The following is a 23,667-nucleotide window of genomic DNA, read 5'->3' as shown; positions in this document are numbered from 1 at the left end:
AATCAATGACTACCTTATGCCTTAGCCTACAAAATTCGCGAAATGTTGGTGCCCCCTCCTATGCTTAACTTGCATACTTTGCAAATTTCTTATCTCTGAAATGAGCAACGATAAAGATAATCGGAATAAACAGTAATTTGAGAAGGGAAATGTGTGCTATACCTGTTTTTTGGATATAAACATTAAGGAAAATTGTTATCAGTACCAGAGTAAACGTCCATTCCTTCAGGAATATTCTTCTTATAGAACCCTTTTTCATACATATACCTCCCTTTTCCTAATTGTATCACTTAGATAATGCGCTTATAAGAAAATTTTTCCTGTATATTATATACATGTGAAGTTAACATAACGTCCTGTTATCAGTAGTAAGGAAAAAGGAGAACCCTGCTCTCACAAGGGAATCTTTTTTTAGTTCTATGAATCTATACATTTTTTATACATTCCTATCCTAACGCGATTTTAGCGTTCTTGTTTGTTACTGGATTAGCCAAAAAACTGTATAAAATCTTGCATACTCTTAGCGTGAGATTTTTCCAAAATACTGGCAGCCCGCCCCCCACTTAACTTCTTTGCTTCCGCTGAATTTTGAGGCGGGGGTCTTACTACCCGGGATAAAATCAAAGGCAGGAACATATTTGATATGTTCCTGCCTTTTTATTGTGGGATCCGATACATAGCCATCTAGCTAAGATTTTGAAGTGCTGCAAAATCAAAACTTTTATCTCACCACCGTTTTCTATGAGAATCCAGTGATTAGTTTATTTATATATTTTAGAAAGTGGAAGTTAAAAATTCTTAGTTTCTTGCTCACCTAAAGCACTACATTAATCTAGAAATTCAAGTGATTTCAATTTTTCAATTATCATTGACTTATATTTGATAGCTTCATACTGTGAATTATCAATTTTTGTCTTTTTTATATTTAACATATTAAATATTTCTCGTTCAATATCTCTTCTTGCTTCTAAAACTTTAATTGTTCCGTCTAAACCGTGATAGCCTTTCATTTTCCCATACCCTTGATTTGTATAATACTCAATAAATCCAGCAGACCATTCTTGATCTCTTTCATTAAATACCTTTCTGAATGAAAATTCCAAATCCTCTTGTTCTATATAAAACAATACTGGATTTAATTTCTCTATGATTTTCGCTAATGCATTAATATAACTTATAACTTTCTCTTTTTTTTCACCATATTTAACCATTCCGATTGTTAATGGATTTTGTATGAAGCAACATTCAAAAATATAAATTTTATTTTCGTTGTTGGCTATTTCAACAAAATCCTCCCATTTTTCAGTTATTAATTCAATATTCCTCTCTAACGGTAATTCATATATATCGTTTTTGAAAATGGTATTTAATAAACTTTCAGGAAAATTAGAGCTGTATTCATTTTTAATTTTTTTATATGGCAATACATAATTGTTTTCACGCTTCGTGGCTCTATCACTAATTACTGCCCTAAAATCACCACTATTCACTAACAAACTTTCGAATTCACTTTTATCAAAACAAGATACCCCATCATAATCAGCAGGGTGGTCTGGATTCCCTTCAAGAACTAACTCAACGTCAATATTTTTTTCAATTAGAATATCGTAAAGCAAGTTTGCAGTGGTGGATTTCCCAAAGCCAGGAAGCCCTTCTACTATGATTAATTTTGTATTCAAAAAAATCTACACCTTTCTAAAACAAAACGGACTAATTACCCTAAAATCTTTATCTAAATTTAATAAAACTAAAACTTCTTTCCCTATGTATAATTATTTCGTTATTTCACCAAACTGCGCTCTCGTAACTTTCACCAAGTCATCCACTTTCAGCTCAATTTGTATACCAATCTTCCCGCCGCTTACTATCATCGTTTCAAGCGATTGAGCACTCCCATCAATGCATGTAGAAAATAACTTCTTCATTCCGACTGGTGAGCAACCACCGCGAATATATCCTGATACTTTCGTAATATCTTTTACAGGAATCATCTCAATCTTCTTTTCACTGACCGCTTTTGCAGCAGCTTTTAAATTTAGTTCCTCATCTACCGGAATGATAAACACATGATAATTTTTACTATTCCCTTGAGCGATTAACGTTTTATATACTTCTCTCACTTCTCGTCCAATTTTCTCGGCTACTGATACACCATCAATTTTTCCATCTTCCGGATCATATGACATCATCGAATATTCGATCTTTTCTTTATCTAATATTCGCATCGCATTTGTTTTATCTTTTTTCATAGCGGTCTCCTTAAAAGGTTATTTCATATTATTAAGTTTTATTATACACTCTTTTCCATTTCTCCTACATAACTTCACGTATATTTCAAAACTAAAAATATTGATAATTCAAAAATCATCTGATATAATTTGGAAAAACTTATGTTAAGGAGAGATTCGTAATGCGAAATTTTAATACTTCTTTCCAACTTCATCATCATACGTAACGCCGTGTATCCGAAGAAAAATTTTTCTTCGTGGGTACAGGGCTTTTCCTGTTGACCCACGAAGCGTTCATAAAGCTATGTGGGTATTTTTATACCCGCATAGCTTTTTTTAATTTAAAAAGGAGTGATTATAATGGAAATGAAAAATGTAAAAGGAACGAAAGACTATTTACCAGAGGAACAGGTGGTACGAAATAAAATTAAAAGAGCTTGTGAAGATACGTTTGAACGATACGGATGTAAACCGTTAGAAACACCAACGTTAAATATGTATGAACTTATGTCTTACAAGTACGGCGGCGGCGATGAAATATTAAAAGAAATATATACGCTTCAGGATCAAGGAAAACGTGAACTTGCCTTACGCTACGATTTAACAATTCCATTCGCAAAAGTCGTGGCAATGAATCCGAGCATCCGCCTTCCTTTTAAACGGTATGAAATTGGAAAAGTCTTTCGAGATGGGCCAATTAAACAAGGAAGATTTCGTGAGTTCATACAATGCGACGTTGATATAGTCGGTGTAGAATCTGTCATGGCAGAAGCGGAACTTATGAGCATGGCGTTTGAACTGTTCCGAACGTTAAACTTAGAAGTAACGATCCAATATAATAACCGAAAATTGTTAAATGGTATTCTCGAGTCTATTAACATCCCTACTGAACGAACGAGTGACATCATTTTATCATTAGACAAAATCGAAAAAATTGGGATTGATGGTGTACGAAAAGATGTATTAGAGCGCGGAAGTTCTGAAGAAATGGCTGATACGATATGCAATACCGTTTTATCTTGTCTAAAGCTTACAATTACTGACTTTAAAGAAGCTTTCAATACTCCACTCGTTGCCGAAGGAGTAAACGAATTACAACAATTACAGCAATATTTAATCGCCCTTGGAATAAATGAGAATGCTATATTCAATCCATTTTTAGCGCGAGGACTTACAATGTACACAGGCACCGTATATGAAATCTTTTTAAAAGATGGATCGATTACATCCAGCATCGGTAGCGGCGGTCGATACGACAATATTATCGGGGCATTCCGTGGTGATAATATGAGCTATCCAACAGTTGGTATTTCATTCGGTTTAGACGTTATTTATACAGCACTATCGCAGAAAGAAACAATATCATCTACAGCAGATATATTTATCATCCCACTCGGGACAGAATTACAATGCTTACAAATTGCCCAGCAATTACGTGCTACCACTTCCCTAAAAGTCGAACTCGAACTAGCAGGACGCAAATTAAAACGTGCCCTTAATTATGCCAATAAAGAAAACATCCCTTATGTGCTTATTATTGGGGAAGAAGAAATTAGTACAGAAGCCGTTATGCTGCGGAATATGAAGGAAGGTAGTGAGGTGAAGGTTCCCCTTTCTTCTTTAAATAGTTATTTATAATACGAACCACCCTCGTTTGGGTGGTTTTTCTATTTTATAGATAAGAAAACAATTAGTTTACATAAAATAATTATATTCTACTAAAAACCACAATTATTTAATATCCAATCACCTATTAATTTTGGTAATATATAGATATGAATGATTTTAGGAGGATTTACTTTGAAAATTTACATACAAGCACTAAAGTGGACCACAGGGATCTATCATCTTTTATTGATTCCTTTTTGTTTTTTATTTCTAAGTCGTGTTAACCTTTATGGGATACCTTTACTACTATTGATTGCTTTACATATCACTACTATTTTATTGGCTAAAAAAGAAGGCATGAATACGTATCCTCATTCTATCGGTATTATCGTTACCCTATTTGCCTTCTTTCCTTATATAGAACTGGTTCTACATTTTATAGCAGCCGTTTTCCTTTTATTAGATGCTGCTTCTACAAATAAAAAAGAAGCTTGTGATTCATATTGAGTTGAATATTAAAAGTACATGTTTTTCAACAAATCACTCTTTTTGTCACAACAATAATATATAACGCAATTCTTTCCTATCATTTCATAGAAAGAATTGCGTTTTTTCATTGATAAGATCATAGATTTATCACTATCACCTTTTAGAGATTTGAAGGATATAGTCTAAGCGGCCTTCTCTGTATTAAATACCCATCGATGAAGTGTCGGTTGATAATACGGTATCATCCACCCTAAAATTTTGCCGATACAATAGGCGGAAATGAGTGTACCGATCCCAATTGAACCTAACGATTGAATGAAAACGATACAGATGATACCAGCTACACAAATGTTTATTACATCACTCAAAATTTTTGCTTTACCGAATTTCAAATTGAATTTTTCACTAATGGCATACGTTAACGCATCATACGGCATTAATGGCAGTTTCGCTGTTGTATAGCCCATTAAACCGACTGCTATAACAAATAAACTAACAATCAAATATACACTTCGAGCAAAGATCGTTTCAGGTAGAGGCAAAAGTTGTACAAGGTAAAGCGTTGCATCCATGAAGAATCCAAATAAAAACGAAATAATAAATTGACTTACAAATTCATTGAACTCCATTCGTTTACTTAATACGACTTGAATAATAATATATAAAATATTTGCAAGCACCATTGTCACACCAACCGATAAACCGATTGTTAATGTACTTGCATATGCTAATGATGATACAGGCGATACACCAAATCCTGCTTGAATCGACATGCTAATGCCAATTGACATAAAAAATAACCCGAGCACATACATGAGGATGCGCCTCAAGGTTCTGTTCCAATGATTCATATTATCTCTCACTCCTAGTTGACGTTATTAATATACAGACTATAGCTATACAATTAAATATAACGTCAATTTCAACATATGAAAAATATATATATGATAAACTAATCATACGAAAAAACATATGATGGAGAGATACAATGGATTTCAGGCAATTATATTACTTCAAAGAAATTGTGAAACAAGGAAGTATTTCGAAAGCAGCAGAAGTGCTCCATATCGCGCAACCACCACTTAGTCAATTATTAAAAAAGCTCGAAACTGATCTTGGCACAACTTTAATTCATCGATATCGTCAGAAATGGGAGCTTACAGAAACAGGTGAAATACTATACGAATATGCCACACAAATGCTAATGCAAGTGCAAGATATAAAGCAGCAAATTCAAGAAATTGAACAAGGTATCGGCGGGACTATAAATATCGGTGTATCTTCTACATGTTCGAATATGCTCGTTGACTACGTTAGTATGTTTAGAACACAATACCCTAATGTGAAAATAAACATAGTAACAGGACATTCAGAAGAATTATTAAAAAAACTAGAGCAAAGAGAAATTGATATTGCCCTACTTTTGCGATTAGGAAATAGTGAACACTATGAGCTAAAATCATTAAAAAAACAGCCAATCGCTGTAATTATCCCTGCAAGTTGGGAAACATCATTTCCATCACAACATGTAACGATTGAAAAGATTACGCAGTTCCCATTTATTATGCTCGGAGCAATGGAAGGACTATCATTCAATGAAAACCTACTCAAAGCGTTTCATACATACAAAGTCCAGCCAAATATCATTATCGAGTGTAAAGATATAAGTATGGTTGTAGCACTTGTTAGTAAAGGACTCGGCTTATCCATTATTCCAAGAATGGATTACACATCACCATTTTTAGCACATACAACTCTTTTGGAATTGGAACAATTTGATTTCCATCTAGAGCCTGTAATAGTAAAGTTAAAAAACCAACGAATCTCTACAGCAGCAACTCAATTTTGGGAAATGGTTGATTAGAATATGTGAACAAATGATTAATCAGGTAGTGACTGTGAGATATAACAAGACAAGCTATGGACAGAATGAATTTCATCATATAGCACGCAAAAAAATAATACTCCTAATTGATGGATACTCATACTAAAGACATAGAATTTGATTTTTCTTATGTATGAAATTGATTTTTCATGGAAAGATATATTAGTATGTATGCAGTTTAAACGCTCTATTATTTAGAGTTGAACAGGAGGAGAATGAATATGTCTGATATTGAAGTTGGCGAAGTGTTTACACTTAGTGATGAGAATAATGAGGATCAGGAAGTAGAAGTACTTGGAGCGATGGATGTCGAAGGTGCTGAATATATCGCAGTTGCCTTCGTAGAGGACATTCAAACAGAATCTGAGGAAGACATTGATATTTTCTTTTTAAAAGTAGAAGAAGATAATGAGTTTTCATACATTGAAAATGATGAAGAGTTTGATAAAGTATCTGCTGCTTTTGATAAAATTTTGGATGAGCAAGAACAAGAAGAATAGGAATGTAAAACACGAGGGCGGATGCATATCCGCCCTCTTTTTAATTATCACTCATCTAGAGACTTATGCAGCAATTCCAATACATCTTTCATCACAAAAGGCCCGTCTTTTTTCACATGCTCAGCGAATTCAGAAACGAGACGTAATGTTTTTACACTTTCAATCGGATGCTCGCCTGACGCACTTTCAGCAGAAAGCATAACAGCATTCGTTCCGTCCAGTACAGCTTGAAACACATCAGTTACCTCAGCCCTTGTTGGAATAGAATGATCTACCATTGATTGAAGCATTTGTGTCGCTGTAATAACATATGTATTCGTTCGATTACATTCCTGAATCATCATTTTCTGCAAGAGCGGAATAAATTGATACGGCAACTCTACTCCTAAATCGCCCCTTGCAATCATAATTCCGTCTGCTTCTTTACATATGTCTTGAAAATTCTCGATTGCTTCCATCGTTTCTATTTTTGCAATTACATTAGGTGATGTTTCTTTATACTGTTGTATATAATCCCGTATTTCTTTTATATGACTAGGTTTTCTTACGAAAGAACATGCAATAAAATCAACATCCTCTTCTAAAAGAAACTGAATATCTTTTTTATCTTTCTCTGTAATAGCCGGTAAACTAACGATTGCGCCTGGTAAGTTCACCCCTTTATGAGATGAGATGTTACCACCTGTGTTGACCTTTGTTTCTATTTTATCCGCACTTACCGTTTCAACGATTAACTCAACTTCGCCATCATTAATTAAAATTCTACTGCCAACTTTCACATCATTCACGATTCCTTCATAATCCACACTTGCTTCCTTATTGCTCCCTGTAACTGGTTGCGTATGTAAAAGAAAAGAATCTCCCGCCTGAAGTGTAATTTGTTCTCCTTTTACTTCACCTAACCTTATTTTAGGACCTTGTACATCGCCTAAAATTTTAATAGAATCGTCTAGCGATTTGACTAAACGAATAATATCTTTATGACTTTCATGCGTGCCATGTGATAAATTCAACCGTACTATTTTCATGCCATTGTTTATTAACTGCGCTAACGTGTCTTTATTATTACTTGCTGGCCCAATTGTACAAACTCGATCGATTGTCATTTTTATCACCATCCTTTTTCGTTAGGATTCCCATAAACTTTACTGACACTCTCACTATAAAAAAAGCCTACTCACAAAAGTAGGCTTTTGAAGCTACGAAAGTTTCGTCAATAATTGATTTAAATCTTTTTTCGTTTTCGTCGTTAATGACTTCATTTTAGTAATATCTATTTTTTCTTTCTCCGCTCCTACAATTAACGGATACATACTTTGTCCGATTGTTTTAGATTCAGCTGGGTGTGATGCTTCTAACTCTTTCTCGATTACATCCCACTTTTCATTAATTTGTTTTCCAAGTTTATTTACTGTTTCTAATTTAGGGTTTGCAGCTAATTGCTTGTCTAAGCTTTCAATTAATGCAGCAACTTCTTTAACATTTGTTTTCACAGCTACGCTTTTCTTCGGATCTTTCGTTGTTTTTCCGTTTGAGTTTGTACTTGTACTTTGATCTGTCGTTTTTCCACTAGTCGTTTGATCATTCGTTTTTCCTGTCGTCTCTTTTTCTTTTGTTTTCACATTCTCATTTTGAGATGACGTTTTGCCGTTACTTTCTGTTCCTGATGATTCTTTCGTATTTTTTGCATCTTTATCTGTTTTTTCATTTGAAGAAGTATTTGTTTCTTTTTCATTATCTTTCGTTGTTTTTGACGTCTCATCTGCACTTGTCGTTTTTGCTTCTCCTTCATTTTGCGCTGTTACTTGTTCTTTCTTGTCTTTCTCTTTATCTGCTGAAGGACTACAAGCTGCCATAGTAAGCATTGTACCAATTGTTATCGATGCGATAGCGACCTTTTTCATTTTCATATAAATCCCCCTATGTTTAGATAATTTATCCTCCCCTTTACGATTCGATTTCCCCTTAAAAAATCCCTTTTCACATGAATTACCATCTTTCCGACAGTAATCTTCATAATAATACGTACAAAAAACGATAAACCTATTTGAACATTCGAGTTTCTTCTACTTCATTTTTCTCCGCTCTAGCAAAAGAAAAAGAGTATATTGTCACATAAAGAATTACTATCTTCATATGACGATATACTCTCCTATCAAATTTTTATCTTTACTGACATTTTATTTAAATAAAAAAATAAAATTTTCTTTCATTTTTTTGTTTCTCAACAATTGTTAACATAATATATTTATGAGTAACCACCATTTGAATGTATGACTTGCCCTGTAATCCATTTTGCTTCTTCACTTACTAAAAAAGAAATTAAGCGTGCTGCATCCGACGGTTCCCCTACTTTACCTTGCGGGAACTTCCATACTAAATGATGCTTCAGCTCCTCTGTAATCCATCCTGTATTCGTCGGCCCAGGATCAACTGCATTTACTGTAATCCCCTTCTCCATCGCAACTGGTGCTACTGATTTTGTAAATGCTTCAATTGCTCCTTTCGTCGCTACGTATGCTAATTCATCTGGCATCGGGCCTAACGACTGCCCTGAAGTAAGGTTAATAATACTGCCACTCGTTTTCAGTGCATAATGTTTTATAAATAACGAGCTTAATAACATAGTAGCGCGGACGTTCACTGTATAATGTTTATCTAACTGTTCTACATTTAATTCTTCAATTCTCGTATGAGTAGCATACGCTGCATTATTAATTAAAATAGATGGATCACCTAAACGTTCTGAGACCATATAAAACAAACGATTTGGCGAATATGACTGCGATAAATTGATTTCTGCCATTTCACATCGAACACCTAAACTTTCAATCTCCTCTTTTAACAAAAAGGGCTCTTTGTCATGCATTCCCCACGGCATCGCTTTATCATACTGAGACCAGTACGTGAAAAAAATGTCTATCCCTTCTTGAGCAAGCACCTTGCATACAGCTGCACCAATTCCATTCAGACGAGTTGCCCCTGTTACAATTGCTATTTTCTTCACCTTTTCTCCTCCATCTATGGATAAATCCCCTGCACGAATACAGAGGATCTATCTTTTTATTCAATATTTGCCAATATGCGTTCTGCACCTAATTTTAACACTTTAATTAAAATATAATTGGCAATGGTAAACAATACAAATAAAACAATAAACATAACCCACAGTCCGACTTGAAGGAAGAAGTATAATAAACTTACTCCCGCTACAATAACTAAAGCTATAAAGATATTAGCTAAAAAATTCCACAAAGTTGTATAGCGGCTCTTAAATAATTTCTGCTCTGTATCCCAATGTATATCTGCAGTTTGTGCATCCCAGCGTGTACCGATTAAATTAATTAACAATAACCCGTTCGCACTTAGTAAAAACCAAAGAATCATGAAGACTGGTGAAACTCCTGCAACAACTGCCATCGTAATACCGAATACTGCTAAAATGAACACATTAATTAACCAAGCAGTGATCGCTTTTGCAAAAAAGATATCCGAAGCTTTTACTGGCAAATAACGATTCACAAACCATGAACTTCCATCTCGTGAAAATGATGTTGTTGCGATAACATTACTTCCCATTAAAAATAGCGATGCACAAAGACCAACGCCAATTGCAAGTCCTGCTGATTTTGGATTATCAATATACCCTGTGATCCACTTTAAATTTCCATCTTGCACGAATAAAACAAAGAATAACATAATCGGCATAACGAAAGTTTGTACGATACAATTTAAGAAAAATTGTGGTGTACGGAATAACGTTTTAAATTCTTTTTTCACATATGCTTTTAAATGTGAACTTTGTACCGTTGATTTCTGTAAACCTTCTGCTGAAATAACCTCTTTTTTTGCTGTACTCGTTGAAAGTCCAATAACCCCTTTTAAATATGTACGCTCTGCAATGTAATAAAACAACACAAAGAATACAAATGAAATAAGTGCAAAGATGATTACGTATAAAGGACCCTTCCAATTTGCATTTTCTACTAATGCCACTGCTCCAAAATATGTAGTTGGAAAATAATTAGTCATTTGTACTAAAAGTGAAGATTGGTTGTTCGCAAGATAATTCGTAAGTGCATCTTCAGAAAACGAGCTTTTATTTTTCCACTGTAAAAATACATTAATTCCTACAATAAATAGTATACTTACGATTCCAATAAATATATTGCCTCGATCTTTGTTTTTCGCTATATTTGTATACCTCATAATAACTGTCATCAGTAAGGAAGCTAATACTAACGGCACAATCGGGAAAAGTAAGTAAATAAAAATCATGTATATGTAATATGTAATAAATGCGCCACTTTTTAACCCGTACGTAATAAAGATTGGTAATAAAATAAATGAACTCATTACGTATTGTGTAATTAATACTGTTAAAAATTTTGCCGAAATAATCTGGGCTGGTTTCAATGGTAATGGCAATAACATTTCAATGTCATTACTATAATAAAATACAGTTAAAATGTTCGTTATACTCATTAAAAATACCCATATACTCGCAATCGCAAGTCCCATTGCGATAATCATCCCTGGGTCTTGCCCTAAATGTTTCATCCCTTCATACATTCCGTGCGTCATCGAACCAAATATTAAAAAGCCGACAAATAAAATGGCTGCAAATGAAAAGACATACGCCCATCGCTTCTTCTTATCTGTTATGAAATCTGCATAATTTAATTTCAATAATACTTTCGTTAACGTCCAAATTTTACTCATTGCCCGTCATCTCCAAGAACATTTTTTCAAGTGATTCATTGGATTTAAAATGATCTCTCATTTCATCTAAATTCCCTTTAAACTGAAGATTTCCCTTATTAATAATTGCAACGCGGTCACATATTTTTTCTGCCACTTCTAATACATGTGTCGAGAAAAATACGATTTTTCCTTTATCCGCATGTTCTCTCATCATTTCTTTTAAAATATATGCGGATTTCGGATCCAGCCCCGTTAACGGTTCATCTAATATCCATACATCTGGCTCATGCACGAGCACACCAATAATAACGATTTTTTGTCTCATACCGTGCGAGTAACTTTGAATTTGATCCGATAACGCATTGTAAAGATCAAATTTCTTCGCTAAAGACTCAATTCGCTCTTGTCGTACTTCTTTCGGCACTTCATACATATCTGCCATAAAGTTTAAATATTCAATTCCCTTTAATCGTAAAAACATATCTGGGCTATCTGGAACATAACCAAACGTCTTTTTCGCTTCCATCGGATTTTTCATAATATCTTTACCGTTAATCGTAATCGTTCCTTTGTCCACCCCATGAATACCAGTAATCATCTTAATTGTCGTTGATTTACCCGCACCATTCGGTCCTAAAAATCCAAAGATTTCTCCGCTAGGCACAGATAAACTTAAATCTTTTACTGCATAGGTAGACCCATTATAACTTTTCGACACATTCGTAATTTCAATCATTCCATCCAATCCTTTCCTTAATTACCAAATAACTATATTGATATTATAGCATACTTCTATTTTTAGATTTTTATATTTTTTCAGTTTTTTTAACCTTTAAAATAAATATACACGCCTAATCCAACGATTAAAACGACAGCCAGTAAAATATAGATTATCGTCAGCCGTTTAATATTCCCTTTTGTCGCTTTACTATAATTCGCATCACCATTCCGCCCAATTAACACCGTTGCCACTACAGTAATTACTACAAGTAATACAACGATCATGATCCAAGTTAGCATTCCTTCCTCCCCCTCCTTACAACCATTTTACAATATTATCCTCTTTATTTCGCAGTATATTTCCTCTTTTTACTATTATTATGAAAAGAATTGGAAAACTATTATTACCACACATTTCTATATGTGATATATTTATAACATAACGTGATTTTTTTCTAACATTGAAAGGAGAATCTATCGTGAAAACAACTTGGATTAAATATTTAGGATTTCTCGGTTTCTTCGGATTTCTTGGCTTTTTTTATGAAAAAGGATTGTTTACTATGTTTTGTTTCTTCTCCTTTTTTACAACGTATAGAACGGTTCAACACGATGAACTATTTGAGCAAATCGTCAATAAATCGTGCCGTAATGCCTTTATCGTTACATTACTAACTACCGCTATCATTATGTTTATTGAAATGTTATTTCCAAATCCGGTGCTACAAGAGATTGATATCGCTCTTATTTTCAGCACACTCATTCTTACGTTCGGCTTCTCTATATTCTTTTACGATAAACCTGTTGATGCAACGGAAGATGCGCCATGGCGTTCGTAACGAAAATAAAAGAATACCGCGCCAAATCGAACATGACACAAGAAGATTTAGCGAAAACTGTTGGTGTACGCCGTGAAACAATTAGCCATCTCGAAAAAGGAAAATATAACCCTTCCTTGCAGCTTGCTCACGATATAGCGAAGGCACTGCATAGTACGATTGATGAGATTTTTATTTTTGAGGATTAATGAAAAATACCGTCATTCTTTTCACAAAGAACACCGGTATTTCTCATTAATCACCCATACAAAACAGCATGAAATACGCCTAATAATAAGTATTGATCCTCTATATAACCCTCATCATATACAGTCATCTCAATATCATACATATCTTCCTCTAGACGAATATTCCAATCTGCAATTACATAGCCGTTTCGTAATAACTTCCCAAGCCCAATTGTAGTTTTGTGAACAACATATTCTTCTGTCTTATATATAAAGGTAAATAGGAAATTTGCATCTAGTAACTTTCCGTCACATACAAGTATTTCATGCTTCGCATCATTATGATCAATGTACGTTACTAAAATCCTTCTTTGACGCTGCCTACTTACATCCTTTGCAATGACGCGAATATTGTCCTTACTATCCTTTATTTCGTAAATGATATTACTACCAACCTTCGGAATAAAGTCTAGCACTTTCATCAACGTATTTTTATAATAGCCCCGTACTGCGCCTACTCTTTCGCTTTCATTGTAAACTTCTATCGACGTCGTATCCGCTTTACTATCACACAGTCGTTTGTAAGAAAGCTGCATCATTCGCTCTCCTCTTAAGTACTGATCAAACGTCACAGGATATTCTATCGCGCGCAGTTCCTTATTCAGCTCATATAAATAACGCCCGACGCTCTCTACTAATGCTGTCGTAGATATACGCTCTTGAAGTTCAAATTGTTGCCAACTGGAAGAAACTTTCCACTGATCGTCCTCTTCATAAAAGAATCCGAGAATTACTTCCTCACGGTCACTCGTTTCATAATTCATATGTGCGTTTTGACCGTGTTGTACTTGTTCCATCCACTGTCCTAAATAAATGCCGAGCTCTGCGACCTTCATACATGACTTCTGAAAAAGTACGCTGTCACTAACGCGAATCGTTAAATCCCCTTCAATAAAGCCCTTTGTATAAGCATCATACTTTGGCTCATCCTTCTGCGGAATAGCCTTGTCTAACTCAAATAAAAACGTTAACATTCTTTACTCACCTCTAGTTATTACACCTATCCTACCTATTGGCCGCAACTCAAATTATATCAACGATTTTTTCGATATATCGACTTATCGAAAAATATCAACACAATTAAAATGAAGCTACCTTTTCTTCCGCCACTTCCACAATTTCTAAAATTTGTAGCAGGCTCTCCACTTCATAAGTCGGCTTAACATCTGCCCTATTTTCTTTCAAACTCGGATTATACCAACACGTATCAATGCCGTAATCTTCTCCGCCTTTCATATCAGAAGTTAGCGAATCTCCAATCATTAGTACACTTGATTTATCAGTAATCCCAAACTTTTCAAATGCATAATCAAAAATCTCACGTGCTGGTTTTTGATGACCAACCTCTTCTGAAATAATAATATGATCAAAGAAATTACATAAAGGCGAATTTCCAATTCTCGATTGTTGCACCTTCGTATATCCATTCGTAATAATACCTAACTTGCAATCTTGTAGTTTCTCACATAATTGCACTGTACCTTCTATAAGGTGTACTTCTTTCCCTAAGTTTTCAAGGTATACATCACTAAATTGCTGTGCATCTACTTCTATATTATGAAGGGCAAATAATTGTCTAAATCGATCTACCGCTAATTCACTTAGCGTAATCATTTTATTTTCTAAGTCTCTCCATAATCCATTACTAATCTCTTTATAACTTGCAAGATAATCATTATACCCTGTAGGCATCCCGAACTGTACAAACGCGTTATGCAATGCATTTCTTTCCGTTTCAGGAAAATCTAATAATGTATCATCTACGTCGAATAATATAATTTTATATTTCATTATAATCTCCTCAACTAGTACGTTATTTACAACTTGTATTTTCTCATTAATTGTCTCTTAAGTCGAACTTTTTCCCTTTACGAATAGTAGCTGTATAGAAATCTTACAGTTGTTTACGGCACACTAGTCATGTTATTCAAAAATAATTAATTGTGAAAATACTATATATTTGAGATAATTTGGATAATGAATCCAATTTTTTAAAAGGTAATACAGGAATAGAAAGGGGCGGAAAAACATAGTAAATTCGTGGGAAAGACCTAAAGTACAAATCCCAAAAACAAAAAGTGAATGGATTGGAGATATCATTGGATATTCATTGTTCTTTGGATCAATCATTTTTTTAATCATCATTTGGGGAAAATTACCTGAGGAAGTGCCCGCACATTATAATGCATATGGGGCTGTAGATCGCTGGGGATCAAAGTGGGAACTTTTACTTCTGCCAGGAATAGGGCTATTCATACTCCTTTTAATGCAAACTTTAGAGAAGTTTCCAGAAGTACATAACTATCCACAAAGACTGAATGAATCGAATGCTAAACAGTTTTATTTAAACAGCAGAAAAATGCTAAATCAATTAAAAAATGTCTGTTTGCTTATTTTTGCTTTCATCCAATTTGAAACCATTTCAATCGCTCTAGATTGGAGCGGCGGTTTCGGAAAATTATTTTTACCGATATTGTTAATTGGGACAGTTATTCCAATTATCATAGGAATAATAAGGCAACGAAAAATTTCATAATAGAAAAGGAGGCTAATCCAATTAGCCTCCCTCCTTCTTATTTCTCTTCTAGCAATAACACTTTCATTTCTTCTAGCGACTCTTTCGTAAAGCCAAGTGCTTTTTCAGCATACGCTTCAACTGAACCGTATTGCTTTTTCACTTCATCAATCGCAGCTTGTAAATATTCAGCGCGCGCTTCAAACATCGCACCTAATATCGCTCTACTTTCATCGTTTTGTAATTTCGCACCTAAAAAGGCCATCATTTTTTCATTTAACTTTTCACGGAAGCCGTTACTTAGTAAGTAATCTTCCATTACTGTTTTTTCTGGTACACCTAGTAAAAGTAATAATAATGCCGATCCAAATCCTGTACGATCTTTTCCAGCTGTACAGTGGTTTACTAGCGGTAAGTTTTCTGGATTTTGCGCTAAGTTTAAGAAGCTCACGAATGCTTCATTACCACTTACGAAATCTTGATTCATTTTCACAAGATACTCACCTGGCTTCCCTAACATGGAAAGGTCACCAACTTGGAAAAATTCATTTATGTTTAAGTCTTTCGCTAAATCTTGCATAACTGGTAGGCACACTTGACGAGCACCTGTAATCTCAGGATTTGGCTTATGCTTTACTTCAAAGTCTGTACGGTAGTCACAAATTAACTTTAAGCCAGACTTTTGTAAATAGTCGATATCCCATTCTGTTAGCCCTGCTAATTCTTCAGAACGGTACAACTTGCCCCATTTTACTTTACGGCCTTCAGTCGTTTCATATCCTCCCATATCACGGAAGTTAAACGCCCCTTGTAATGGCAATCTACGCTCAGCTACTGTCACTGCTTGTCCATTACTTCCTACTAGTCTAAAATATGGACGCTCATTTTCACTCCGGTTTTCAATTGTACATGATGACTCTCCATTTATCGTTGCAAATAATTCTCCAGTTTCTTCAATATGCTCTGGTGAAGTACTCCAGTAAATACGAACTTCTTCTATATTATTTTCCCACTTTATATATAACGTATTATCTTCATTTCTTTCTACAGTCGCTTGTAACCAATTTCTTTGCTGCTCCATTCTTTCACCAACGCTTTCTTATATAATCGAATCTTTCTTTATTGTATTATAGAAATATCTATTTTGTCGTTCTCATTTTTCTTTTTATCTTACAAATAGGCAAGAAGTTCTTTTACTTGTTCATAAGTTGTACACGGATTCCCTCGAAATACGTATGTAATTTGTTCATCACCTAAATCTTCATATACAACTGTCCCGCGATCAGGGTGCGAATAAAACTCTAATCCATTTATAATTTGTTTTGGGCCATAATTCATTGTCCAAGAAGAAACAAGATAGTACGCTTTGTTTTTATGCCGACAAACCCAAAGTGCATATAGTTTACTATCTTCATCCCAGTATACATACTGTATTTCATCATTTCCGAAACCAACTGATTCAAGTTTCCAACTTAACTTTTCATGAATTGATAATTTAACATAGGATACGTCTTCAGGAGCATTCCACTCACGACATCTTCCTATCTCACCCATTTCACCTCTCTTCGCTTGAAAGCTTAATAAGTGAAATGGTGTATGTAATATCCTTTTCGCAAGCTCCATATTTACCGGTTGTAATTCAATTAGAAATCGTTCCATTTCATCTTGGTTTATATATCCGCTATCAACAGAAACTTCAATTTGTGTTTTCCATCGAGATGTAACGTAACTTTCTTTTCCTTTATAATTTACACCTTTCCAATACACAAGCCATTTATATTGAAAACAATCTCCTTTTGCTTGAGAAATACAACTATCTGGAAATACTGGCTCCATTATATCTAGAAAAAACTCTTTTATCCGAAACATTCCAGTTGGAGTAACAACCTGAAGCCAAAAAGTTTCCCACTTTTCACCTTCATAACGTTCTGAAACCTTTTCAACTTTCCAATTCTCTAACAATACATGTGGATACAGTAAAACGAATGAATGCATGGATTGCTTTAACATATATAGTCCCCTCCCGCTATACGAGTTCGAGAGTATACACCATTCATCCTCCTAAAACTTCCTCACATATCGCTCAGTAGAACTTAACAACTGACATCCGTTCTTTTCAAAAACATCCTTCATCCATTCATTTTGTACATTTGTCTCGCCAATATAATAAGATGCACCTATTTCTTTTAAGACAAACATTGCTCCTGTAAAGAATGCTGCTCCATACCCTTTATTTCGCATATTTGGAGCGACTGCGAAATACATGAGTTTTCCTTCTTCTAAAGTACCTCTCTCAATATGCGGGATTACAATTCCTATCGGCTCTTCATTGATACTCGCTGTTAAACAATGTTCTTTCCATTGCTCACCAATTTCTTGCAACATCATATTTACAAATTGATCATAATCGATTTGTTCTCCCGTCACTTCATTCCACAGTGAGTAAAAAACGCCTTCGCCAATCTCTTCAATAAGCTTAAAATCAATCTCACTTTCTACATCTTCTACTTCATATATATCCTTAAACACAATCATATTTTCAGTAATATATTCAAATGCATACGTTCCGAAGCATTTTTTATACACATCATAATTTGGACTTTTTGAAGAAATCTCAAAATGTAAATTTTCTATTCCCTCTTTTTCAGCCTCAGTAACGCAATACTGCATGATTTCCTTTAATTGCTCTTCTGTAAAAGGCTCTGCATTATTTTCTTTTATCATAATAGAAGAAGCATTTCTTCTTATTTTAAAATGTTTTTCTAACTGTTCTATAGTCATCATATACTTCCCTCATCTATATCATCCTAGAATTTCTACTTGTTCTCCTTGCATGAGCAGGATTGTCCTTGAATATATAGAATACTAGAAAACATCGCATCTTTAAAGTGCGGAGGAGGTTCTCCATTGGATATTACAGCATTGCAACAACAGTTAGAGCTTATACAACAAAATGACTATACGCAACTGCAACATATAGATATTAATGAGTTAACACTTAATATGCTTCAGTATGTCGGAACGACTGATAGTTATGTTCGTTACCAACTTATATATAAATGCTTTTCCTATTTCATTCATCATGAATTCCTTATGGATGATCAGCTGAAATTACTTTTACATACTTGTTTAAGTGATGAGTATTTATATTGTGACATTCACTCCCCACATACAGATGGGGTTTTCACACGTTCTTACACTGTTTCATTAATTGCGCTAATACTCCAATTCGCTAACTCGCACTACTTTTTCACAGAGGAGGATATTGAAGAAATAAAAAACAAACTCATTTCATATACAAACTTAGAAACGGATTTTCGAGGCTATATTGAACATAAAGGATGGGCTCATTGTCTTGCCCACGTATCAGATGCCTTTACTGAAATTGTTCACAACTCCTATACGACCTTTGAATGGTACGGGGAATTAATTCATTGTTTATTAAATAAAATTTTTATCCCCTCCGATCTTTTTCATAATAACGAAGACGAACGCATTATTACGCCGTTACTAGCAATGCTGTATCATGACTTTCCGCAAGATGAGTTAGTCTCTATTATTCATAAAAAAATAAAAAGGCTTCCTCAAATTAGAAAACGCCTTTCGCTTAATGAGTATTGTATTTTATGTGCTAACATTAAAACCTTTTTACGCACATTATTTTTCAGAACGAAAGATGATCATAACTTAGCCTATACAGCACGTAAAACAGAAAGGATGTTGAAAGAACTTTCTAATTATTATTAATTATAAGGAGAACAACTATGGGATACATTGAAGACATAAGAAATCTAGTAGGCAATCAACCACTTATTTTAATTGGCTCACACGCCATTATATTAAATGAGAAAAATGAAATATTACTGCAGCTTCGTACAGATTTTAACCGCTGGGGCATTATTGGCGGCGCCTTAGAATATAACGAAACGTTAGAAGACGCTTTAAAGCGAGAAGTATATGAAGAAACGGGACTAATCATTAAAAATCCAGAACTATTCCGTACATACTCAGGACCTGATTTCTTTCAAATCTATCCAAACGGCGATCAAGTACACGGTGTACTCGTTGTTTACATTTGCCGCGAGTTCCACGGTGAGCTTGTATGCGACCAAACGGAATCGAAAGAACTGCGCTTCTTTTCACTTGATGAGTTACCTAGTAACCTTCCTTCTGTTATTGAGAGGATTGTTACTGATTACCGACAAAAACAAGGGAACGCTTAACGTTCCCTCTCAAATCCAATCCGTTTCTTTATTTCTGCTAAATTTACCTTCGCGATTTCTCTTGCCCGCTCAGCACCTTTTTCTAACGCTTCGTATAATAAATTCGGCTCATTCATATACACCTCATATTTCTCACGGGGGCCAGCTAATTCGCGGTCTACAACGCGAAACAACTCTTTTTTCACATCGCCCCATCCAATGCCAGTTTCATACTTTTCACGCATCGACTGCATTTCATCTTTCGTCGCAAATTCTTTATATATCGTAAATAACGTTTCTAGTTCTTTCGGTTCATTTGGAAGTGAAGAATCTGTTTTGATTTTAAATATTAACTTTCGTAGTTTTTCTTGTTCAGCAAATAACGGGATTACATTTCCGTAACTTTTACTCATTTTTCTTCCATCAAGGCCAGGTAATATGGTACCTTCTTCTTGTATGACATACTCTGGAAGCGTAAACATCATGCCAAATGTATGATTAAAATACGCCGCAATATCACGCGCTATTTCAATATGCTGAATTTGATCTTTTCCGACAGGTACATGAGTTGCTTGAAATAATAATATATCAGCCGCCATTAAAATCGGGTACGTATATAATCCCATATTCACTCCTGCATCGACTTCTAACCCCGCTTCTTTATTTTGCTCTACCTTCGCTTTATACGCATGAGCACGGTTCATATGCCCTTTCGGAGTTAGACAAGCTAATATCCAAGCTAATTCTAAAATCTCTGGTACTTCTGTTTGCCTGTAAAAAATAACATCTTCACCAAGTCCGAGTGATAACCAAGTAGCTGCTACCTCTTTCGTATAACTACTAAACTGACTTGGATCATGTACAGCATTTAATGCATGATAATCGGCTATAAAATACAATGCTTTTCCTTCATTACTCTTTGACATTTGCAGTGCAGGTTTAATCGCACCAATATAATTCCCTAAATGCGGATAACCTGTCGGCTTAATTCCTGTTAACATTATTTTTTCACTCAACCTAACTCCTCCTTTCTCAAAATAAAAAGAGCCCCTCATCCTTAAAAAGGACGAGAGACTCCCGCGGTACCACCTTCATTAGCTATCATTCATAGCTCGCTTCAACTTCGTAACGTGAAGTAACCGTCTTTGCCTACTCATTTCAGCTAGAAGCTCCGGAGCCCATTCCATATTCATCCCTTACTGATTTCCACCACACATCAGCTCTCTGCAAAGTTTCGAATATGTACTCTTCTCTTTCATTGCTTTTCGTTATTTTTTACAGTTTATCACATTTAACTTTCAAATAAACCTAAATTTCCCGTTTTATATAGCAGGAATTTCCACTTTACTTGTCCAATAATATATAGGTTTGCAGAAATACTCGAAACAACTTTGGAGGTTTTTTCATGGTAAAATATATATCTATTTTAGGTTCAACAGGATCCATTGGCACATCTGCATTAGATGTCGTTTCAGCCCATCCTGAACATTTTAAAATCGTCGGTTTAACCGCAAATTATAATATTGATCTTCTTGAACAACAAATCGAAACGTTTCAACCTCGCATTGTAAGCGTTGCGACAAAAGAATTAGCGGACACGCTTCGTACGCGTATTTCAACCAACACAAAAATTACATATGGAACTGACGGTTTAATTGCGGTAGCTACTCACCCTGATTCAAATCTTGTATTAAGTTCCGTCGTTGGTGTTTCGGGATTACTCCCAACAATTGAAGCATTAAAAGCGAAGAAAGATATCGCCATTGCTAATAAAGAAACTTTGGTTGCAGCTGGACATATCGTAACTGAACTCGCGAAACAAAACGGATGTCGTTTAATTCCAGTTGATAGCGAACATTCAGCTATTTTCCAATGTTTAAACGGAGAAAATAATAAGGAAATTGAAAAATTAATTGTTACAGCTTCTGGCGGTGCTTTTCGTGATAAAACACGTGAAGAAATGAAAACATTACAAGCGAAGGATGCTTTAAAACACCCAAACTGGCTAATGGGTGCAAAACTAACGATTGATTCTGCTACGTTAATGAATAAAGGTTTTGAAGTAATGGAAGCGAGATGGCTATTTGATATTCCTTATGAAAAAATTAATGTTATGATTCATAAAGAAAGTATCATTCACTCTTTAGTGGAGTTCATTGACGGATCAGTTATAGCGCAGCTCGGTGCCCCTGATATGAGAATGCCAATTCAATATGCGTTTCACTACCCTACTCGGCTACCTTCTTCCTATGAAAAGTTAAATTTATTAGAAATCGGTAGCTTACATTTTGAAAAACCAGATTTAAAGAAGTTCCCTTGTCTACAATACGCATATGAATGTGGGAAAATTGGCGGTACAACTCCTGCTGTATTAAATGCAGCAAATGAAATTGCAAATGCACTATTCCTAAAAAATGAAATTACCTTTTTCGATATTGAAAAAACAATCTACAAAACAATTGAAGCTCATCATAACATAAAAGATCCTTCATTAGACGCCATATTAGAAGCGGATCAATGGGCGCGCGAATATGCACATCAATTGTTAATAAAAAAGAGCTAAAACAGTATTACCTGTTTTAGCTCTTTTTTCACGTATTCAACTTAACAAATCTATAACCGTGCGTTACTAACACTTTTAATATCGCATACCCTGGAATTGCTAAAATAATCCCCATAATACCAAATAAATTTCCGGCAGTTAAAATAATGAAAATGATAGTAATTGGGTGAATGTCTAACTTTTTCCCCATGACTTGCGGAGAAATAAATTTACCTTCTGCTAATTGTACAATCATCATAACGATAATTACTTTTAACACCATTGATGGCGAGTCAATAAATGCAATAATTAAAGCTGGCGTAATTGCGATGATTGGTCCTACGTATGGAACGATATTTACAATCATCGCTAAAATAGCTAGCAGTACCGCATATTTAATACCAATGATAAGGTAACCGATTAATAGCATAATACCGATAAACAAGCTAACGATAATTTGTCCTCTAATATACGAGCTAATCGCATAATGCATATCATCTAGTATTCTCATCGCTGCTGGTTGTCTTTGTTCTGAAATAAATTTTAAAAAGTGATTCGGTAATTGTTCACCATCTTTTAAAAGATAGAACAATATAAACGGAACCATTACAAATGTTAAAATGACCTCTGTAATAGTACTTAAAAATCCAGTTACATTTCCTGTTACTGATGATAACGACTTCGTAAAATCAACTGTGTAGTCTTTTACCATACTCGCTACATCAATATTTAAATTTTCCTGAATTTTGCCTAGTAAATTACTTTCCCCGAATCTACGTGCTGCTCGCTCAATTTCATGACCGAAATACGGTAAGTTATCTATTAATGCATCAATTTGATCTTTAATAATCGGGATTACTGTTACAACTAAAAACACAAATAATCCCAGTACTATTATATATATAGAAGCGATTGATACGATTCTTGAAACACCTTTCTTTTCTAAAAGCGAAACGAATGGATGCAATATATAAAATAGCACGCCCGCTAATAGTACTGGGAAGAAAATTGTTTTTAAAAAGACGATAAACGGAGTAAACACAAAAGAAATCTTCGTTAGCAGTAATATGTTAATAAACAATAACGCAAAGCCAAGTAACACCGCTAAATAATTTTGCTCTCTAAAAAACTTTTTCAACTTATCTCTTTTTCTTATATTTACTTTTTCCAACGAAACCACCTCTTCGAATGATGAAAAGCCCTTATTC

26 protein-coding genes and 1 other annotated feature are annotated in these 23,667 nt (G+C 34.7%); of the genes, 10 read left to right on the top strand and 16 right to left on the bottom strand.

Annotated elements, in window-relative coordinates; all coding sequences use genetic code 11:
* Window positions 1-827 precede the first annotated feature (827 nt).
* Both MR115_RS16445 and ybaK read right to left on the bottom strand, forming a co-directional pair.
* Window positions 828-1,679 carry a P-loop NTPase family protein gene (locus tag MR115_RS16445; protein ID WP_242242008.1) on the bottom strand — a complete coding sequence of 284 codons (852 nt, stop codon included), beginning with the start codon at window positions 1,677-1,679 and terminating at the stop codon, window positions 828-830.
* A 93-nt stretch (window positions 1,680-1,772) separates the two neighbouring features.
* On the bottom strand, window positions 1,773-2,249 hold the full coding sequence (gene ybaK / locus MR115_RS16440) for a Cys-tRNA(Pro) deacylase (RefSeq protein WP_242242007.1): 477 nt from the start codon (window positions 2,247-2,249) through the stop codon (window positions 1,773-1,775).
* A 339-nt stretch (window positions 2,250-2,588) separates the two neighbouring features.
* Between ybaK and MR115_RS16435 the strand changes: the two genes are divergently transcribed.
* Window positions 2,589-3,866: a histidine--tRNA ligase gene (locus MR115_RS16435; protein ID WP_242242006.1), complete on the top strand. Its 1,278-nt coding sequence runs from the start codon at window positions 2,589-2,591 to the stop codon at window positions 3,864-3,866.
* A 162-nt stretch (window positions 3,867-4,028) separates the two neighbouring features.
* A complete protein-coding gene (locus MR115_RS16430; protein WP_242242005.1) occupies window positions 4,029-4,343 on the top strand; it encodes a hypothetical protein in 315 nt (104 codons plus the stop codon).
* 164 nt (window positions 4,344-4,507) lie between these two features.
* Here MR115_RS16430 and MR115_RS16425 read toward each other — a convergent pair whose 3' ends face one another.
* Entirely contained in the window at window positions 4,508-5,176 is a 669-nt protein-coding gene (locus MR115_RS16425; RefSeq protein ID WP_242242004.1) for a YczE/YyaS/YitT family protein, read from the bottom strand.
* 137 nt (window positions 5,177-5,313) lie between these two features.
* On the opposite strand from MR115_RS16425, the gene MR115_RS16420 reads away from it, so the two are divergent.
* Window positions 5,314-6,189 (top strand): LysR family transcriptional regulator, encoded by an 876-nt coding sequence (locus MR115_RS16420; protein ID WP_242242003.1) that lies wholly within the window; start codon window positions 5,314-5,316, stop codon window positions 6,187-6,189.
* A 236-nt stretch (window positions 6,190-6,425) separates the two neighbouring features.
* Entirely contained in the window at window positions 6,426-6,710 is a 285-nt protein-coding gene (locus tag MR115_RS16415; protein WP_073515676.1) for a DUF1292 domain-containing protein, read from the top strand.
* Between the two features lie 47 nt (window positions 6,711-6,757).
* Here the strand turns inward: MR115_RS16415 and MR115_RS16410 are convergent, their stop codons facing one another.
* From MR115_RS16410 to MR115_RS16385, 6 genes are all read right to left on the bottom strand, one after another.
* Window positions 6,758-7,828: a pyruvate kinase gene (locus MR115_RS16410; protein WP_242242002.1), complete on the bottom strand. Its 1,071-nt coding sequence runs from the start codon at window positions 7,826-7,828 to the stop codon at window positions 6,758-6,760.
* An 81-nt stretch (window positions 7,829-7,909) separates the two neighbouring features.
* Window positions 7,910-8,620 carry a hypothetical protein gene (locus MR115_RS16405; RefSeq protein ID WP_242242001.1) on the bottom strand — a complete coding sequence of 237 codons (711 nt, stop codon included), beginning with the start codon at window positions 8,618-8,620 and terminating at the stop codon, window positions 7,910-7,912.
* Between the two features lie 338 nt (window positions 8,621-8,958).
* Window positions 8,959-9,717: an SDR family oxidoreductase gene (locus MR115_RS16400; protein WP_063261509.1), complete on the bottom strand. Its 759-nt coding sequence runs from the start codon at window positions 9,715-9,717 to the stop codon at window positions 8,959-8,961.
* A 56-nt stretch (window positions 9,718-9,773) separates the two neighbouring features.
* Window positions 9,774-11,432 (bottom strand): putative ABC transporter permease subunit, encoded by a 1,659-nt coding sequence (locus tag MR115_RS16395; RefSeq protein WP_242242000.1) that lies wholly within the window; start codon window positions 11,430-11,432, stop codon window positions 9,774-9,776.
* Window positions 11,425-12,150: an ABC transporter ATP-binding protein gene (locus MR115_RS16390; protein WP_000570199.1), complete on the bottom strand. Its 726-nt coding sequence runs from the start codon at window positions 12,148-12,150 to the stop codon at window positions 11,425-11,427. The genes MR115_RS16395 and MR115_RS16390 overlap by 8 nt, the downstream gene beginning before the upstream one ends.
* Before the next feature lie 89 nt (window positions 12,151-12,239).
* Window positions 12,240-12,434 (bottom strand): hypothetical protein, encoded by a 195-nt coding sequence (locus tag MR115_RS16385; RefSeq protein WP_061680295.1) that lies wholly within the window; start codon window positions 12,432-12,434, stop codon window positions 12,240-12,242.
* 179 nt (window positions 12,435-12,613) lie between these two features.
* Between MR115_RS16385 and MR115_RS16380 the strand changes: the two genes are divergently transcribed.
* Both MR115_RS16380 and MR115_RS16375 read left to right on the top strand, forming a co-directional pair.
* The gene (locus tag MR115_RS16380) at window positions 12,614-12,973 is read left to right on the top strand and encodes a DUF3796 domain-containing protein (RefSeq protein WP_242241999.1); all 360 of its coding nucleotides are present in this window, start codon (window positions 12,614-12,616) and stop codon (window positions 12,971-12,973) included.
* A complete protein-coding gene (locus MR115_RS16375; protein ID WP_061678929.1) occupies window positions 12,961-13,161 on the top strand; it encodes a helix-turn-helix transcriptional regulator in 201 nt (66 codons plus the stop codon). Before MR115_RS16380 ends, MR115_RS16375 begins: the two co-directional genes overlap by 13 nt.
* A 50-nt stretch (window positions 13,162-13,211) precedes the next feature.
* Here the strand turns inward: MR115_RS16375 and MR115_RS16370 are convergent, their stop codons facing one another.
* Window positions 13,212-14,174, bottom strand: coding sequence for a tubby C-terminal domain-like protein (locus MR115_RS16370; RefSeq protein WP_242241998.1), 963 nt, complete (start codon window positions 14,172-14,174; stop codon window positions 13,212-13,214).
* Window positions 14,175-14,280: 106 nt separating this feature from the next.
* Window positions 14,281-14,991 (bottom strand): YjjG family noncanonical pyrimidine nucleotidase, encoded by a 711-nt coding sequence (locus MR115_RS16365; protein ID WP_242241997.1) that lies wholly within the window; start codon window positions 14,989-14,991, stop codon window positions 14,281-14,283.
* A gap of 319 nt (window positions 14,992-15,310) precedes the next feature.
* On the opposite strand from MR115_RS16365, the gene MR115_RS16360 reads away from it, so the two are divergent.
* A complete protein-coding gene (locus MR115_RS16360; RefSeq protein ID WP_081110311.1) occupies window positions 15,311-15,736 on the top strand; it encodes a DUF1648 domain-containing protein in 426 nt (141 codons plus the stop codon).
* A gap of 37 nt (window positions 15,737-15,773) precedes the next feature.
* On the opposite strand, the gene MR115_RS16355 is transcribed toward MR115_RS16360, so the two are convergent.
* The 3 genes from MR115_RS16355 to MR115_RS16345 form a co-directional block, all read right to left on the bottom strand.
* Window positions 15,774-16,796, bottom strand: coding sequence for a tyrosine-protein phosphatase (locus MR115_RS16355; protein WP_242241996.1), 1,023 nt, complete (start codon window positions 16,794-16,796; stop codon window positions 15,774-15,776).
* Window positions 16,797-16,885: 89 nt separating this feature from the next.
* Entirely contained in the window at window positions 16,886-17,725 is an 840-nt protein-coding gene (locus MR115_RS16350) for a hypothetical protein (RefSeq protein WP_242241995.1), read from the bottom strand.
* A gap of 51 nt (window positions 17,726-17,776) precedes the next feature.
* Window positions 17,777-18,499: a GNAT family N-acetyltransferase gene (locus MR115_RS16345; RefSeq protein WP_242241994.1), complete on the bottom strand. Its 723-nt coding sequence runs from the start codon at window positions 18,497-18,499 to the stop codon at window positions 17,777-17,779.
* 123 nt (window positions 18,500-18,622) lie between these two features.
* Here MR115_RS16345 and MR115_RS16340 point away from each other — a divergent pair, with 123 nt between their 5' ends.
* Window positions 18,623-19,462: a DUF2785 domain-containing protein gene (locus MR115_RS16340; RefSeq protein WP_242241993.1), complete on the top strand. Its 840-nt coding sequence runs from the start codon at window positions 18,623-18,625 to the stop codon at window positions 19,460-19,462.
* Window positions 19,463-19,479: 17 nt separating this feature from the next.
* Window positions 19,480-19,938, top strand: coding sequence for an NUDIX hydrolase (locus tag MR115_RS16335; protein ID WP_242241992.1), 459 nt, complete (start codon window positions 19,480-19,482; stop codon window positions 19,936-19,938).
* Here the strand turns inward: MR115_RS16335 and MR115_RS16330 are convergent.
* Entirely contained in the window at window positions 19,935-20,972 is a 1,038-nt protein-coding gene (locus tag MR115_RS16330; protein WP_242241991.1) for a tryptophan--tRNA ligase, read from the bottom strand. The genes MR115_RS16335 and MR115_RS16330 overlap by 4 nt on opposite strands.
* A gap of 4 nt (window positions 20,973-20,976) precedes the next feature.
* Window positions 20,977-21,185, bottom strand: a binding site (T-box leader).
* A 137-nt stretch (window positions 21,186-21,322) separates the two neighbouring features.
* On the opposite strand from MR115_RS16330, the gene MR115_RS16325 reads away from it, so the two are divergent.
* The gene (locus tag MR115_RS16325; RefSeq protein WP_242241990.1) at window positions 21,323-22,480 is read left to right on the top strand and encodes a 1-deoxy-D-xylulose-5-phosphate reductoisomerase; all 1,158 of its coding nucleotides are present in this window, start codon (window positions 21,323-21,325) and stop codon (window positions 22,478-22,480) included.
* A 28-nt stretch (window positions 22,481-22,508) separates the two neighbouring features.
* On the opposite strand, the gene MR115_RS16320 is transcribed toward MR115_RS16325, so the two are convergent.
* Complete coding sequence (locus tag MR115_RS16320; RefSeq protein ID WP_242241989.1) at window positions 22,509-23,630, bottom strand: AI-2E family transporter; 1,122 nt, start codon at window positions 23,628-23,630, stop codon at window positions 22,509-22,511.
* Window positions 23,631-23,667: the final 37 nt, after the last annotated feature.

It is taken from the genome of Bacillus cereus group sp. BfR-BA-01309 (genome assembly GCF_022664315.1).
GTDB lineage: Bacteria > Bacillota > Bacilli > Bacillales > Bacillaceae_G > Bacillus_A > Bacillus_A mobilis.
This window is presented reverse-complemented; position numbering and strand designations above follow the sequence as displayed.

What these genes read in the sequence shown, in the direction of transcription:
- ybaK (WP_242242007.1), bottom strand. Translation starts at nt 2,249, where the DNA reads ATGAAAAAAGATAAAACAAATGCGATGCGAATATTAGATAAAGAAAAG.
- MR115_RS16435 (WP_242242006.1), top strand. Translation starts at nt 2,589, where the DNA reads ATGGAAATGAAAAATGTAAAAGGAACGAAAGACTATTTACCAGAGGAA.
- MR115_RS16425 (WP_242242004.1), bottom strand. Translation starts at nt 5,176, where the DNA reads ATGAATCATTGGAACAGAACCTTGAGGCGCATCCTCATGTATGTGCTC.
- MR115_RS16420 (WP_242242003.1), top strand. Translation starts at nt 5,314, where the DNA reads ATGGATTTCAGGCAATTATATTACTTCAAAGAAATTGTGAAACAAGGA.
- MR115_RS16415 (WP_073515676.1), top strand. Translation starts at nt 6,426, where the DNA reads ATGAATATGTCTGATATTGAAGTTGGCGAAGTGTTTACACTTAGTGAT.
- MR115_RS16410 (WP_242242002.1), bottom strand. Translation starts at nt 7,828, where the DNA reads ATGGTGATAAAAATGACAATCGATCGAGTTTGTACAATTGGGCCAGCA.
- MR115_RS16405 (WP_242242001.1), bottom strand. Translation starts at nt 8,620, where the DNA reads ATGAAAATGAAAAAGGTCGCTATCGCATCGATAACAATTGGTACAATG.
- MR115_RS16395 (WP_242242000.1), bottom strand. Translation starts at nt 11,432, where the DNA reads ATGAGTAAAATTTGGACGTTAACGAAAGTATTATTGAAATTAAATTAT.
- MR115_RS16390 (WP_000570199.1), bottom strand. Translation starts at nt 12,150, where the DNA reads ATGATTGAAATTACGAATGTGTCGAAAAGTTATAATGGGTCTACCTAT.
- MR115_RS16385 (WP_061680295.1), bottom strand. Translation starts at nt 12,434, where the DNA reads ATGCTAACTTGGATCATGATCGTTGTATTACTTGTAGTAATTACTGTA.
- MR115_RS16375 (WP_061678929.1), top strand. Translation starts at nt 12,961, where the DNA reads ATGGCGTTCGTAACGAAAATAAAAGAATACCGCGCCAAATCGAACATG.
- MR115_RS16370 (WP_242241998.1), bottom strand. Translation starts at nt 14,174, where the DNA reads ATGTTAACGTTTTTATTTGAGTTAGACAAGGCTATTCCGCAGAAGGAT.
- MR115_RS16365 (WP_242241997.1), bottom strand. Translation starts at nt 14,991, where the DNA reads ATGAAATATAAAATTATATTATTCGACGTAGATGATACATTATTAGAT.
- MR115_RS16355 (WP_242241996.1), bottom strand. Translation starts at nt 16,796, where the DNA reads ATGGAGCAGCAAAGAAATTGGTTACAAGCGACTGTAGAAAGAAATGAA.
- MR115_RS16350 (WP_242241995.1), bottom strand. Translation starts at nt 17,725, where the DNA reads ATGTTAAAGCAATCCATGCATTCATTCGTTTTACTGTATCCACATGTA.
- MR115_RS16345 (WP_242241994.1), bottom strand. Translation starts at nt 18,499, where the DNA reads ATGATGACTATAGAACAGTTAGAAAAACATTTTAAAATAAGAAGAAAT.
- MR115_RS16335 (WP_242241992.1), top strand. Translation starts at nt 19,480, where the DNA reads ATGGGATACATTGAAGACATAAGAAATCTAGTAGGCAATCAACCACTT.
- MR115_RS16330 (WP_242241991.1), bottom strand. Translation starts at nt 20,972, where the DNA reads ATGAGGGGCTCTTTTTATTTTGAGAAAGGAGGAGTTAGGTTGAGTGAA.
- MR115_RS16325 (WP_242241990.1), top strand. Translation starts at nt 21,323, where the DNA reads ATGGTAAAATATATATCTATTTTAGGTTCAACAGGATCCATTGGCACA.